Raw genomic sequence first — 14,257 nt, 5'->3', positions numbered from 1 at the left:
GTTTCAGGCGACCTGTAAAGCTATTTGTTGTGGATAACCGCAATAAGTTGTGGATGACTATTCTTGCATCACCATTTATAGCGGGTTCCGTAAATTTCGGCCGGCCTTCACGAACGCGCAACAGCGACACCCATGGATGCACGCAGCGTAGAACAAGAGTTTTAACCAGACGTTAGGACCTGCGCGCGTTCTCCAACGCTTTTTGCATCGCCACAATCATGGCATCGCGCCGAGCCGCCAGTTCCTCAACCGGCGCGCCATCGGTGGCCTGCGCCAGACCATCGACCAGTTTGGCCGTCACGTCCGGATCAAGATAGGGTTGTCCCAGATCGTCCCACCAGCCGTTGAACGTCTCGGAAAAATGATCGCAAAACGCCTGCAGCCCGCCCTGCCCCGCGCCGAGGCCAAAAAGCATGGTCGGCCCCATTGCCGCCCATCTGAGACCGGGACCCGCAGACATGGCTTTGTCTACGTCGCCGACACTGGCCACACCGGACTGCACAAGGTGAATAGCCTCGCGCCAAACAGCCGCCTGCAACCGGTTGGCCACGTGACCCGGCACTTCTTTTTTCACCCGGATCGTGACCTTGCCGATATCCGCATAAAAGGCTTCGACGCTTTCCACGACACCGGGTGCCGTGCGGTCATTGCCCATCACTTCGACGAGCGGAATCAGATGCGGTGGGTTGAAAGGATGGCCAAGAACGAACCGTGCGGGATCAGACCATCCGCCCTGCATCTGGCCAAGCGTCAGCCCGGAAGCGGAGCTGGCGACTATCGCACCCTCTGCGAGCGCCGGTTCGATTTCGGCGAAGGTGGCATGTTTGATCGGCAGGCGTTCCGGGACGTTCTCCTGGATGAAACCAGCACCGACTACTGCCTCGGCCGCCGAGTTGTGAAAAGTGATGCGCGTCGGGTCACCCCGGTCTGTCAGGCCCAGTTCTGACATTGTTTTCCAGGCCTGATCAACATAGGCCCGTACGGTGCCCTGTGCCTCCGGCGCAGGATCAAAAACGGCGACAGACCGCCCCGATGCCAGAAAAAGCGCAGCCCAGCTGGCACCAATAACACCGGCCCCCAGAACGGCGGTACGAGACGTATCAACCATCAAAAAAGCCCTGTGTTGATGGGCGACGCGGCTGTCATGCCGCCATCCACCGTAAACATCTGCCCCGTGGCAAATGCCGCCTCATCCGAGGCCAGCCAGACGGCCATTGCGGCAATATCCGCCGGTTTACCGAACCGCCGCGTTGCATGGCGCGCCAGCGCGTCCTTGCGGGCGGCTTCCGGATTGCTCGACAGGTCGAACCCTGCCTCCAACATCCCCGTTTCGATCCAACCCGGGCAGATGGCGTTACAGCGAATGTCCGGGCCGTGATCGACCGCGATAGACCGTGTCAGCCCATGTACAAAAGCCTTCGAGGCGTTGTAGAGCGCCATGGACGGATCCGACATGTGCCCGGAGATCGAGCCGATATTGATGATCGAACCCCCCTTGGGCATCTGCGGGATCAAGGCCCGGCACGTGTTGAATACGCCCCGGCAATTGGCACCAATGACCAGATCCCAGTCGGCGTCAGTGCTGTCTACAACGGTCTTTTCCACCTGCACGCCCGCATTATTGACCAATATGTCGACTGCCCCCGCAGCGTCGGCAAGGTCCGCCACCTGCGCCGCATCCGACACGTCGGCACTTTGCCACCCGCACCCGGTTGGCAGGCCATCCGGCAGCGGGCCGCGTCCGCAGGCCAACACTTCGGCGCCTTCGGTTAGAAATGCCTCGACAATGCCGCGCCCGATACCTTGACGACCGCCTGTGACCAGTGCCTTTTTCCCTTTGAGCCGCATTTGATTCCCTTTTCAGAACGCCACTTTATCTGCACCCTTGAGCCCAAGACGTTTGCGCGCCTCCTCAGGGGTGGCGATGGTTTTGCCAAGGTTTTCAATGATCGACCGGATCTTGGTCACCTGCTCTGCGTTGGATTTGGCCTTTTCGCCCGGACCGATGTAAAGGCTGTCTTCCAAACCGACCCGCACATTTCCACCCAACATGGCCGCTTGGGTGGTGAACATCATCTGATAACGCCCCGCAGCCAGCACCGACCATTCATAATCATCGCCAAAGAGCTTTTCGGCGATCGTGTGCATGTGCATGAGGTTATCAATATCGGCCCCGACGCCACCCAGAATGCCAAAGACCATCTGCACGAAAAACGGCGGTTTAACCCACCCCTGATCCACCACCCAGGCGAGGTTGTAGAGATGTCCCAGATCATAGCATTCGAACTCGAATTTGGTGCCATGGGCGTCGCCCAGCTCGCGCATCGCAAACTCGATATCCGCAAACGTATTGCGGAAAATGAAATCCCGCGTCATGTCCAGAAATTCCGGCTCCCACTCATGCTGCCAATTGGAGTATTTCTGCATCATCGGGAAAATACCGAAATTCATGCTGCCCATGTTCATGCTGGCCATCTCGGGGCTGGCTTTGAGCGCCGCGCGCAGCCGTTGTTCGCGGGTCATGCCAAGGCCACCACCAGTGGAAACATTCATCACCGCGCCTGTGGCCTGCTTGATCCGCGGCAGGAACTGCATGAAGAGGTCGGGATCAGGATCGGGCTGGCCCGTGTCCGGGTTACGCGCGTGCAGATGGATGATCGACGCACCGGCCTCGGCCGCACCGATGCTGGCTTCTGCGATTTCACTGGGCGTGATTGGCAAATACTTGGACATGGTGGGCGTGTGGATGCCCCCCGTGGGCGCGCAGGTGATGATGACGGGTTTGCTCATAGCTTCATCTGCTGCACCTGAGCACTCAACCCACCATCCAGCACCCAAAGCTGCCCCGACGCATACCGCGCTTCATCCGACGCCAGCCAATTGACCAGGTTGGCAATGTCCTCGGGCGTGCCATAGGTTCGCATCGGGTGTACATCGCGCACCGCCTGCTGCAATTGGTCAATGGTCTTGCCGCACCCGCCCGAGCCGTCCCCAGTGAAAAAGCTCTGCAACATCGGCGTGTCCACATAACCCGGGCAGATCGCGTTGACCCGAATGCCCTCTGGGCCGTGATCGCAAGCCATCGCCCGTGTCAGGGCATGCACCGCGCCCTTGGTGGCACAATAGGCCGCTAGCCCGGGATCAGCGATGAACCCGTCATAAGAACCGAAATTGATGATACTGGCCGAGGTTCCACCATTGGCCGCCGTGCGCATCAGGGGCAGCGCGTATTTCGATGTCAGAAACGTCCCGGTGGCATTGACCGCAAAGGATTGGTTCCATTCTTCAAGCGAGGTCTCCTCGATGGTCTTTTCAATCTCGATACCGGCGGCATTGACGAGGATGTCGAGCTTGCCTGCTTTCGCGCCAACAATCTCCATCGCAGCGATGGCATCTGCCTCCTGTGTGACATCCAGTTTGACGAAGTGACTTCCGTCATCGTCATGCGCGGCCAATGACCCTTCCGCTGTCAGGTCGGCGGCATAGACCTGCGCCCCTTCACGCAGGAACCGCGCAACAACCGCACGCCCAATCCCGCCGCGCCCGCCCGTGACCAGCGCAGTTTTATCCTTGAGCATCATGTGTCGGTCTCCTTCAGCGGTGGAAATCGGTAGCGGCCTGCGGCCTCTGTCCAGTCCATATGATTGCGCACATATTCATTCGATGCATCTCGTGGCGGGTTGTAGTCCCATGGCTCGCCTGCGCCCGCCTCCATCGCCGCATGCAGCGCGCGCCGGGATTTCTGGGTGGCGATGATATCGGCACGCAGTTTTTCACTGTCCCAACGATTGGCCACTTCAGTGGCGAAAGCTGCCGCGCGATCTTTGTATCGCGGATCGGTAGCCACATTTTTTGTTTCCTGTGGATCAAGCGCCAGGTCATAGAGCTGCGGCGGGTCCGCATCACAGTGGATGTATTTCAAATCACCCCGGCGGATCATGATAACCGGATAGGGTGTCATCTCGGCGCAGTATTCCCCGATTGCCTCGTCGATCGGGTCTTCTTCACCACGGGCCAGCGGCATGAGTGACCGGCCATCGACCGGTTCTCCGAAAATCGACGGATCACCACCGGCGATCTCGACGAAAGTGGGCATCAGATCGACCAAAGAACAGGCATTGGCGGCGTTGCCCCGCGAAATGCCCGGCCCCGCCATGATTAGCGGCACCCGAGCGGAGTGTTCAAAGAAGTTCATCTTGTACCAAAGGCCACGTTCCCCCAGCATGTCACCGTGATCAGCCGTCACGATGACGAACGTATTGTCGATCTCGCCGGTCTCTTCCAGCGTGCGCACGACTTCCCCCACCTTGCTGTCAAAATAGCTGACGTTGGCCAGATAGGCCCGGCGGGCGCGGCGCACTTCTTCGTCGGTCAGGGGCACGGCACTTGCCTCGATTCCGTCCATGACCCGGCGCGAGAACGGATCCTGCGCCTCCAAAGGGGGCACAAAATCCGGCATGTCGATCTCTTCGCCCTCATAGAGGTCCCACCATTCTGGGCGCGCGACGTAAGGGTCATGCGGGTGGATGAAACTGGCCACCATAAGATACGGTGTGTCGTCCCCTGCCGCGCAATCCCGGGCGCGATCAAACAGCCACCGACGCGCGGCGAACCCGACTTCGTCGTCATAGTCGATCTGGAATGTGGCCTGCGCCACGCCGCTTTCCTTGACGGTCTGCATATTGTGGTACCACTTGTCGATCCGCTCATCCGGGGCCTCCCAATCGGGCGTCCAGGCGAAATCAGCCGGGTAGATATCTGTGGTCACCCGGTCCTGAAATCCATGCTTCTGGTCGGGACCGACAAAATGCATCTTGCCGCTCAGGCATGTGCGATACCCCAGTACCTTCAGGTAATGGGCAAAAGTCGGAACCGAGGCGCGTAATTCGCTGGCATTGTCAAAGGCCGCAATCCGGCTGATCAACTGACCCGACATGAAGGCGAAACGCGACGGCGCACACAGCGGGGAGTTACAATAGGCCGCATCAAACCGCATGCCGCGCGCCGCCAAGGCATCCATATGCGGCGTTTTCGCGACCTTGTGGCCATAGGCGCCCGTCCATTGCGGCGCCAATTGATCGGCCATCACCACCACGATATTCGAGCGCATCAGTGACCTCCACCAACAGGCCTGCCCCACCGCAGCGGGCTGGGCAAAGGGGTGGGCGGGTGGGCTTTGACCGGGCTGCTGTGGTGGGGCAGGCCCGTCACGGCGCTACCTGCTTATACGCGTCCAACACAAGCCCGTGAAAATGATGCACCGCATGCTCGGATTTTCCTGATCCCGACGGGTCATTCACAATCCTGCCTTGCGAAAATGCTGGCGTGCTCATCCCGCGCTGCACACTTTCCACCAGACCGATATCTTCGACCTGCAGCACCTCATCGAGATACCGCATGGCGTCCAGTTCCATCGCATCAGGCTCTGGCGTTTCGAGAAAGAAATCATAGGTTTCAAGCGTCCGGTCCGGGCCCATCGGGATAATATTGAGCACAATCATCGATGACCTGCCCGGATAGCGCATCAGGCAGGTTGTGGGCCAAAGCCACCAGACCGCATGGGTGCGCACCGTGGCATTCGACACATCATACGCCGAATTTGCGCCCTTGCCCGCTTCGGCCATATGGCTGGAATAGATGCCATAGGTGGTGACCTTATAAGTATCCATATCCACGAGATCACAGAAATCCTTATGCGCGGTCGGGCAATGGTAGCATTCCAAAAAATTGTCGACGACATTCTTCCAGTTTGACTTGATGTCATAGGTCAGCCGATGCCCGAATGTCAGTTGATCAATATCCGGTGCCCAGTGGCGAATTTCCGTTTCCAGATTACCGGACGCCTCGCGCAGCGGAGCCGCGTTCGGATCCAGATTGACATAGACAAAGCCCGCAAACTCTTCGACCTGCACCTGATCGAGGCAAACCTCGCCCGTATTGAAGTTCTCCAGATGCTCGGTCTCGGGTGCACGCACCAAATGCCCGTCCAGCTTATAGACCCAGGCGTGGTAAGGGCACATGATCCGCGTGGTGTTGCCTTCGCCCGTCAGCAGGTGATGCGCGCGGTGTTTGCAAACGTTGTAAAATGCCCTCAGCGTTCCATCACGATCCCGCACGACAGCAATTGGATGGCCCGCGATGTCGACCGTGGTAAACGCGCCGGGCTCGCGCAGTTTTTCGACGTGACACACCCATTGCCAGGACCTTGCCAAAATGGCCTGCGTGTCGGCCGCGAACCACTCCGCGCGCGTGTAGGCATCGGCATTGAGAGAAAGGGAATTCCCTTCATTCGCCGAATAGCCGCGCGAGATGGACGCGAATTGTGATTTGGATGGCAGGTTCGTCACCGCGGCTCCCCCGGATATCATACTGTATTTGACCCGATGATCAGAGATCATGCTATGGATCGTCTGTGCACAATTCGCCGGAATTTTGATCTAAATTGCCTAATTCCGCCCCTCTGCATGGCGATACATCGGCCAGGCGCGAAACTCGAACGGCACGCGCCCGTCTATCCGGTCCTGACTGGGTGGCTTACCAAATCGCGCCTTGTAGGCCCGGCTGAAATGCACCTGGCTGGCAAATCCGGACGCCAACGCCACCTGCGCCATTGGCAATTCGGTCTGTGTCACAAGACCTCGCGCCCGGTCCAACCGAATATCACGATAATAGAGCTGAGGGCTGGTTTTGACATAGTCACGAAAGAGCCGGATCAATTGCCTTTGCGACACATCAGCCTGTGCACAAATCTCAGGGATAGGGATCGGGTCCTCCAAATTGGCTTCCATAATCTCGATCGCACGACGCACTTTGGGCGGTGCGGTGTTCCCCAGAGGTTCGAGATGCGCGTCTGTCTGCCGCGTTCCAGGACCGCGAACAGCATTGTGGAAGAGATATTTGGCGCAATCATTGGTCAATGCGTCGCCCACCAATTCCCGCAATAGAAACAGGGCATAATCTGTGGCCGCGCTTCCGCCGCAACATGTTCCAACCGTACCGTCATGCACAAACAGGTCCTCAACAACCTCTACATCTGCAAACCGCTCGCCCAGTGCATCTATATGTTCGTAATGAACCGTTGCCCGCCGCCCCGAGAGCAAACCCGCCTCGGCCAGCAGAAAAGCCGCCGTGTCAACAGCGCCTACGTAACTGCCCCCGCGCGACGACCGCCGTATCATCGACAGAAGAGCGGGGCTGGCAAAAGCCTCAGGTGTCCAACTACTGGACACGATGAGCAGGTCCGGCTGAACCGAACGGACGGCGTCCAATGGCTCCACCTCAACCGCGAGCCCGTTGCTGGCCCGGCACAACCCGCCCTCGTCCGACACCATTCGCCACGTGAAATGAGCCCGGCCGTGGAGGTAATTTGCCGCCCGGAACGGATCCAGAAAAGCCATCGTGCTGGCCAAATTAAAGTGAGGCGTCACCAGACACAGGATTTGAGTAGGGTCAGATTGAGATCGCCGCATTTGGCCAATCTAGACCAAATTTCGGCCAATGAGGAGCGTAAAACGCGCTGTTCTCCTAGCCAAAGCGCGCGCACTTCGACTGTGGCTGCGATCGGCGATACCCACCCAATCAATTATAACTCGCTCTGGAAAACCAACGCGCACACGCTTTTCTGACCTGCAATTGCTGGAAGTTCAGGGCAGTGGAATTGGAATTTGTCGCTTTGGGAACCCGCTACCGCAGGATATCTGCGTCAGCTTTTGCCCGCGCTTTCGAGTGCATCGATCCGCGCCTTGAGGGCTTCATTTTCCTCACGGGCTTTTTGCGCCATCGCGCGCACCGCATCGAACTCTTCACGGGTCACAAAGTCACGATCTGCCAGCCACCGGTCCATCATGGATTTCATCGCCGTTTCGGCTTCATCCTTCGCGCCTTGTGCCACGCCCATTGCGTTGGTCATCAGCTTTGAGATGTCATCAAGCACTTTGTTACGCGTCTGCATGGCAGGCCTCCGAAAGATCAATCATCAGGGTATATGGGGCGTTTTGCCTCCATTCACAAGGTCGACATTGCCGCAGCGCTTTTGCCTATACAAAACCAACAGCATGCCAACCGACTTCGGCGTTGACTTCCCTCGCGTGGCACCACACACATTGCCCCATGCAGGCAATGATCCCCTTTCCCGACATCGCGCCCGAGATTTTCAGCATCTCGCTTTTCGGCATGGAGTTTGCGCTGCGTTGGTATGCGCTCTCCTATATCGTGGGTATTCTGATCGGCTGGCGTTTGGTTGTGGCAACGGTTAAGCGGCCGCACCTTTGGCCGGAAGACAAATCAGTCATGAGCGTGTCGGATGTCGAGGACTTGCTGACCTGGGTTATTCTGGGCGTCATTCTGGGTGGTCGCCTTGGCTTTGTCCTGTTTTACAAACCGCTTTATTACCTGCAAAACCCGGCCGAAATCCTTCAGGTCTGGCAAGGTGGTATGTCCTTTCACGGCGGGTTGATCGGCGTCATTATCGCGTGTTTCGCCTTTGCATGGCGGCGCGGAATTCGTGGGTTTTCAGTCGCGGACGTGCTCTGCATGGCCACGCCTGTAGGGCTGCTGTTGGGCCGATTGGCCAATTTCATAAATGCCGAACTTTGGGGACGCCCGACATCACTGCCGTGGGGAGTGGCGTTTCCGGGGGCCGCAGCACAGGATTGCCCGGCGATCGAAGGCATATGCGCGCGCCACCCCACACAGCTTTATGAAGCCCTGCTCGAAGGGTTGATCCTCGGGCTTGTCCTGTTGTTTTTGGTGTACAGACGTGGTGCGCTGAAACGCGTCGGATTTGCCACGGGCGTATTCTTTGTTGGCTACGGCCTGTCGCGATTTATCGTCGAGTTTGTCCGTCAGGCAGATGCGCATTTTATCACCCCTGACAACCCACTTGGCTATGTCTTGCAACTGGGCCCGGCGGGCGTGAGCATGGGGCAACTGCTGTCCCTGCCGATGATCGCCTTTGGTCTATTGATGATCACGTTGGCCCGTCGACGCGCATGACTGCGCTCAGCCGGCACCTGATCCATCGGATCAACGCGGCAGGTCCGTTGACACTTGCCGACTACATGTCTGACTGTCTGCTGCATCCGACCCATGGGTATTATGCCACGCGTGATCCGTTGGGTGCCGGGGGTGATTTCACAACAGCCCCGGAAATCAGCCAGATGTTTGGAGAATTGATTGGGCTCAGCTTGGCGCAATCCTGGATCGACCAAGGCGCGCCAACCTCTGTCTTGCTGGTTGAGGCTGGACCGGGGCGTGGCACCTTGATGGCCGACATTCTGCGCGCAACGCAGGCTGTGCCCGGTTTCCATGACGCCTTGCAGCTCCATCTGATTGAACGCTCCGAACCATTGCAGGCGGTGCAACGGCACACCATCGACCATCGCGATATCGTTTGGCATCAGGCCGTTGATACGCTCCCCGAGGGCCCACTGTTTTTGGTTGCAAATGAGTTTTTTGACGCCCTGCCCATCCGCCAATTTCAGCGCGACGGCGACACATGGCGCGAACGTGTGGTGGGCGTTCAAGATGATATCTTAACATTTGGCCTTTCGGGCCCGGTCGTGCCTGCGGAGTTGGATCACAGGCTGGGTGATACAAAAACGGGCGACATTGTCGAAATTTGTCCGGCAGCGCAACAGGTCGCCGCCGAGATTGGCACGCGTGTCAGCCAATATGGTGGTGCTGCTTTGATCGTGGATTACGGGGATTGGCGATCGCAGGGGGATACTTTTCAGGCGCTGACCAACCACGCGCCGGTCAACCCACTCGCCACCCCCGGTGACGCAGATCTGACCGCGCATGTGGATTTCGAAGCGTTGGCAGCGGCCACACCTTCGCGTTACAGCCGCCTCACACCGCAAGGTGTTTTTCTGGAACGATTGGGCATCACGGCCCGGGCTCAAAAACTTGCGCAAAACCTGACCGGCGAAGCGAAGGACAGACACATAGCCGCACATCGGCGCTTGACCCACCCGCAGGAAATGGGGACGCTGTTCAAAGTAATTTCATTTTACCCCGACGGGGCCACGCCCCCACCCGGACTGGAACCATGACACTTGAAATCCTGACGGCAGATTGTCTGGCGCCCCTGCGCCATGGCTTTTTCACCCGCAAAGGGGGCGCGTCTTCCGGTGTGTTTGAAGGCCTCAATTGTGGTTTGGGGTCATCGGATCAGGCCGACGTTGTCAAAATCAACCGCGCCCGTGTGGCCGAAGCGATGCAGATCGGCATGGATAAGCTAGTGACCGTGTATCAGGTCCACTCAGCGGATGTTCAGGTTGTGGATGGTCCAATGGCCAATCCCGCCAAGGCCGATGCGATGGTAACGTCGACCCCAGGCGTTGCGCTGGCCATTTTGACGGCCGATTGCCAGCCGGTTCTCTTTGCCGATCAGAATGCAGGTGTGATTGGCGCGGCCCATGCCGGATGGCGCGGGGCCCTAGATGGCGTGCTGGAGGCCACTTTGGAAGCGATGGTCGATTTGGGGGCGCGGCGCCAAGACATTTGTGCCGTGATCGGCCCATCGATCAGCCAACAGGCGTATGAGGTCGGGCCTGAATTTATCGACCCGTTTCTGGATCAGGACCCCGACAACAGTCGATTTTTTGCCAATGGCAAAGAGGGTCACTATCAATTTGATCTGACAGGCTACGGCGTACACCGATTGCGTAGCGCAGGTGTGGGTCATGCCGAATGGACGCGGCATTGCACCTATTCAGACCCCAGCCGGTTCTTTTCTTACCGCCGAACCACCCATGCCGGAGAGGCAGATTACGGTCGGCTGATATCAACCATTCGTTTATAAATTGGGCAAGACCGGGGCGCCGTGAGGGTCAACCGTGCCAAATTCATGACAACCACAAATTGACCTTAGGTCACCCCTCAATAGGGTTTGTTATATTTTTCATGTGGTTATCAGGTTGTATTTTGAGCTTCTAATTTACCCATCAAACATCCACGTAAATTTTTCAATTTAAGTCAAATTGTCAAAACATAGCCTCAAAGTGACGCCATGATCGGTCTCAACACAACAAACAAAGCCAAACAAGGCACAGTGAGAGCAGAGGAAAAGAAGAGATGAAAAAGCGTTGGATGAATTCAGTCATCAAAGCCAGCAAGACCCAGACCGAGGCGTTGCCATTTCACCGGTCTGTGCGGTTTGCCCGCAAGCAGGACACTGCAGTAACGCATCTAAAAGAATTAAAGACCGCCTGAACGGGGCGGCCTTTAACGAAGGGTTCACGAGTACTTTTCGTATCAGTTAGCAAGGGTGGATCGTCTCGGAAACGGGGCGATCCATTTGATTCGAAGCCCTATCGTGGGGCAATTGTGGCCACGGGTGCGGCTTGCTGGAAACAAAACCAGCCCGAAGACCGAATTGGTTAAATTTCGGATACGAAATCGTCAAAAACTTGACTGAATAAGGGCAATTTTGCCATCTTTGCGGGGTTCCAGTAACGTCTTTCTGGGTTGTCGGTGGGGGCCGACGCGGTTGAGACCCTTGTTAGTAGGTAGTAAAACGTGACCCTGTCCCCATTGCACCGCGCCTTTCCGCGCGAGTCCACCCAAACCCTCCGCACACCAACATCCACACTATCGCCTGACGCACAGAACCCCTCTGCGCCCCTTGTGATGCGAAAATTTCAGATAGACAGCCTGACGCGCGGTGGCGAGATTTATTCAACCGATCAAATTGGCCCCGCCAGTCCGATGTTCGAATCCGCCTTTTCCGCATTTGCCCGGGGCACGCTCATCAAAACGACCGAGGGGCTTGTGGCCATTGAAGACATGCAGCCTGGTATGCAGTTGATCACGCGCGAAGCCGGCCCGATGCCGGTGCTGTGGATCGGCTCCATGACTTGGATGCCCAAACGCGACACGGTTGGGGCAAAGGATCCCCGGTTGACGCGGATCATGGGCGACAGCGATGATCTGACCCACGCCCCTTGCGATTTGATTGCGGGACCGGGTGCGCGCCTTTTGGTACGTCCAACCGACATGCATGATATTGTTGGCGCAGACCGCGTGTTGACGCCCGTGCGTGATTTGGTGGACGGCGTTCACATCATTGATGTCACACCCCCCGGCCTGTCACGCTGTATCATCTATGCCTGCATCGCCATGCGACGATTACCGCCGCCGGAATGGAGGTCGAAACCTTTCACCCCGGCCGCGGATTTCAGAACTACATGGGGCAAAACATGCTGTCATTGTTCCTGTCGTTTTTCCCGCATATCCATACGCCATCGGATTTTGGCCCCTTGGCGCATCCTCGGGCGCGGGCCAACCTTGCGGACAGGGTGGAAACAATCAGCGGGTAAGCAATCGCTCAGGCTGAGCGGCTTAATCGATCCTCCAACACATCGAAGGGCACGCCGGGTTCATCCTTGGCGCCCCGGATGACCAGTGACGTCTTCACGCTGCCGACATTGTCAGCCGCGGTCAGTTCTTCGGTCAAAAAACTCTGAAACGTTGAAAGATCAGGCGCCACGCATTTCAGGATGAAATCAACTTCGCCGTTCAGCATATGGCACTCGCGCACCAGCGGCCATGTCTCGCAACGTTGTTCAAAGGCGCTCAAATCCGCCTCGGCCTGGCTCTGAAGTCCAACCATCGCATAGACCTGCACCTCGAACCCAAGTTCGCGCGCATCAACATCCGCGTGATAGCCGCGGATATATCCCTGCTCTTCCAAGGTACGCACGCGGCGCAAACAAGGTGGCGCCGATATCCCGACACGGCTTGCAAGTTCAACATTGGTCATTCGCCCGTCAGCCTGCAACTCGGCCAGAATCTTGCGGTCGATAGGATCAAGTCGGGTTGATGGCATTCTGAACACTCCCATATTCGCGATTGTTATATCACCTCTGGTCGGGCGCGCAATAATCTTTCGTGACAGCGCAAGATCGTTAAATCTTTGTCGCGGATCGCAGTGGATTTGCAACTGTATTGAGTGGGGGTTTCAAGCGCTGCGACACGTCGCTATATCAGGTGAACGAAAGTCTGCTCTCCATCCCGAAAGGTGCCCGAAATGGCCGAAACCCGTCACACCAAAACCCTGATCATCGGCTCCGGCCCCGCGGGCTACACGGCGGGCGTTTACGCCAGCCGCGCGATGCTATCGCCGATATTGGTCCAGGGGATTGAGCCCGGCGGGCAGTTGACCACCACAACCGAGGTCGAAAACTGGCCCGGTGACACAGAAGTTCAGGGACCTGACCTCATGGTGCGTATGGAAGCCCACGCCAAGGCAATGGGATGCGAAATCATCGGCGATATCATCTCGGATCTCGACATGTCCAAGCGCCCCTTCACCGCAACCGGCGACAGCGGCACGATCTATACGGCTGATGCAGTTATTCTGGCCACAGGCGCCCGCGCCAAATGGCTTGGGATCGACAGCGAAGAGGCGTTCAAGGGATTTGGTGTCAGCGCCTGTGCCACATGTGACGGCTTCTTCTACCGTGGCGAGGAAATCGTGGTGATTGGCGGCGGCAATACGGCTGTGGAAGAGGCTTTGTTTCTGACCAACTTCGCGTCCAAAGTCACCTTGATCCACCGCCGTGATGAATTGCGCGCAGAGAAAATCCTGCAGAACCGTTTGTTGAAACACCCCAAGATCGAGCCGTTGTGGTTTCACGAATTGGTTGAAGTGCTTGGCGATGATAATCCCAAAGGCGTGACCGGCGTAAAAGTCCGGAACAACCAAACTGATGAAATACACGAAATTGCCTGCAAAGGTGTATTTGTTGCAATCGGACATGCCCCGGCAACAGAATTGGTTTCAGACACTTTGGAATTGCACAATGGCGGCTACGTCAAGGTCGAGGCCGGCAGTACCCGCACCTCTGTTCCCGGTGTTTTTGCCGCGGGTGATCTGACTGATCATGTCTATCGTCAGGCGGTTACCAGCGCGGGTATGGGATGCATGGCGGCATTGGATGCCGAGAAATTTCTTGCGGAACAAGAAGACTAATCATGCGCAGGGCAAGGAGGGTTTGAACAGCCCTCACCCTGCCTGATCCGTGCGACTATGACGTGTTTAAATGATGCGCATCATCGCATCGAAATACCTCTGCATGTAGCTGGGTCTTCGTGATCTGTATCCATCATCCAATCATGTGCGGGCGCTTTCTCTGCGACAGTTGAGGGGAAGTTTAAAGATCCTCCTTGTTCTAAATCATTCCACTTTTCACTAAAAAAATTGATGTGTCCAAATGGTTTAACCGTAACTAATCGTTTGGATGCGATAGAGGGG

The 14,257-nt window shown here is 57.2% G+C and carries 15 protein-coding genes; 6 read left to right on the top strand and 9 right to left on the bottom strand.

Annotated features, from left to right (window positions below):
* Positions 1-172: 172 nt before the first annotated feature.
* From ACZ1HJ_RS09005 to ACZ1HJ_RS08970, 8 genes are all read right to left on the bottom strand, one after another.
* Entirely contained in the window at positions 173-1,108 is a 936-nt protein-coding gene (locus ACZ1HJ_RS09005) for a 3-hydroxyacyl-CoA dehydrogenase family protein (protein WP_472721960.1), read from the bottom strand.
* Positions 1,108-1,848 carry an SDR family NAD(P)-dependent oxidoreductase gene (locus ACZ1HJ_RS09000; RefSeq protein ID WP_472721959.1) on the bottom strand — a complete coding sequence of 247 codons (741 nt, stop codon included), beginning with the start codon at positions 1,846-1,848 and terminating at the stop codon, positions 1,108-1,110. The genes ACZ1HJ_RS09005 and ACZ1HJ_RS09000 overlap by 1 nt, the downstream gene beginning before the upstream one ends.
* A gap of 12 nt (positions 1,849-1,860) precedes the next feature.
* Positions 1,861-2,790, bottom strand: a complete 930-nt coding sequence (gene kce, locus ACZ1HJ_RS08995; RefSeq protein WP_472721958.1) for a 3,5-dioxohexanoate:acetyl-CoA acetone transferase — start codon at positions 2,788-2,790, stop codon at positions 1,861-1,863.
* The gene (locus ACZ1HJ_RS08990; protein WP_472721957.1) at positions 2,787-3,581 is read right to left on the bottom strand and encodes an SDR family NAD(P)-dependent oxidoreductase; all 795 of its coding nucleotides are present in this window, start codon (positions 3,579-3,581) and stop codon (positions 2,787-2,789) included. Before ACZ1HJ_RS08990 ends, kce begins: the two co-directional genes overlap by 4 nt.
* The gene (gene betC, locus ACZ1HJ_RS08985) at positions 3,578-5,110 is read right to left on the bottom strand and encodes a choline-sulfatase (RefSeq protein WP_472721956.1); all 1,533 of its coding nucleotides are present in this window, start codon (positions 5,108-5,110) and stop codon (positions 3,578-3,580) included. Before betC ends, ACZ1HJ_RS08990 begins: the two co-directional genes overlap by 4 nt.
* Positions 5,111-5,207: 97 nt before the next feature.
* On the bottom strand, positions 5,208-6,347 hold the full coding sequence (locus ACZ1HJ_RS08980) for an aromatic ring-hydroxylating oxygenase subunit alpha (RefSeq protein ID WP_472721955.1): 1,140 nt from the start codon (positions 6,345-6,347) through the stop codon (positions 5,208-5,210).
* A 99-nt stretch (positions 6,348-6,446) separates the two neighbouring features.
* Positions 6,447-7,397 carry a GlxA family transcriptional regulator gene (locus ACZ1HJ_RS08975; RefSeq protein WP_472721954.1) on the bottom strand — a complete coding sequence of 317 codons (951 nt, stop codon included), beginning with the start codon at positions 7,395-7,397 and terminating at the stop codon, positions 6,447-6,449.
* Between the two features lie 305 nt (positions 7,398-7,702).
* Positions 7,703-7,951, bottom strand: coding sequence for an accessory factor UbiK family protein (locus ACZ1HJ_RS08970; protein WP_472721953.1), 249 nt, complete (start codon positions 7,949-7,951; stop codon positions 7,703-7,705).
* Between the two features lie 158 nt (positions 7,952-8,109).
* Here ACZ1HJ_RS08970 and lgt point away from each other — a divergent pair, with 158 nt between their 5' ends.
* From lgt to ACZ1HJ_RS08945, 5 genes are all read left to right on the top strand, one after another.
* The gene (gene lgt, locus ACZ1HJ_RS08965; protein ID WP_472721952.1) at positions 8,110-8,994 is read left to right on the top strand and encodes a prolipoprotein diacylglyceryl transferase; all 885 of its coding nucleotides are present in this window, start codon (positions 8,110-8,112) and stop codon (positions 8,992-8,994) included.
* Positions 8,991-10,052, top strand: a complete 1,062-nt coding sequence (locus ACZ1HJ_RS08960) for a class I SAM-dependent methyltransferase (RefSeq protein WP_472721951.1) — start codon at positions 8,991-8,993, stop codon at positions 10,050-10,052. Before lgt ends, ACZ1HJ_RS08960 begins: the two co-directional genes overlap by 4 nt.
* A complete protein-coding gene (gene pgeF / locus ACZ1HJ_RS08955) occupies positions 10,049-10,804 on the top strand; it encodes a peptidoglycan editing factor PgeF (protein ID WP_472721950.1) in 756 nt (251 codons plus the stop codon). The genes ACZ1HJ_RS08960 and pgeF overlap by 4 nt, the downstream gene beginning before the upstream one ends.
* Before the next feature lie 272 nt (positions 10,805-11,076).
* A complete protein-coding gene (locus tag ACZ1HJ_RS08950) occupies positions 11,077-11,214 on the top strand; it encodes a hypothetical protein (protein ID WP_472721949.1) in 138 nt (45 codons plus the stop codon).
* A 306-nt stretch (positions 11,215-11,520) separates the two neighbouring features.
* Positions 11,521-12,402, top strand: coding sequence for a Hint domain-containing protein (locus tag ACZ1HJ_RS08945; RefSeq protein WP_472721948.1), 882 nt, complete (start codon positions 11,521-11,523; stop codon positions 12,400-12,402).
* Here ACZ1HJ_RS08945 and ACZ1HJ_RS08940 read toward each other — a convergent pair.
* Complete coding sequence (locus ACZ1HJ_RS08940) at positions 12,329-12,829, bottom strand: Lrp/AsnC family transcriptional regulator (RefSeq protein WP_472721947.1); 501 nt, start codon at positions 12,827-12,829, stop codon at positions 12,329-12,331. The genes ACZ1HJ_RS08945 and ACZ1HJ_RS08940 overlap by 74 nt on opposite strands.
* A gap of 201 nt (positions 12,830-13,030) precedes the next feature.
* On the opposite strand from ACZ1HJ_RS08940, the gene trxB reads away from it, so the two are divergent.
* Positions 13,031-13,975, top strand: a complete 945-nt coding sequence (gene trxB / locus ACZ1HJ_RS08935; RefSeq protein WP_472721946.1) for a thioredoxin-disulfide reductase — start codon at positions 13,031-13,033, stop codon at positions 13,973-13,975.
* Positions 13,976-14,257 lie beyond the last annotated feature (282 nt).

This window comes from Roseovarius sp. JB2-10, assembly GCF_055693585.1.
The sequence above is the reverse complement of the archived record's forward strand: the minus strand, read 5'-3'. Positions and strand labels throughout refer to the sequence as shown.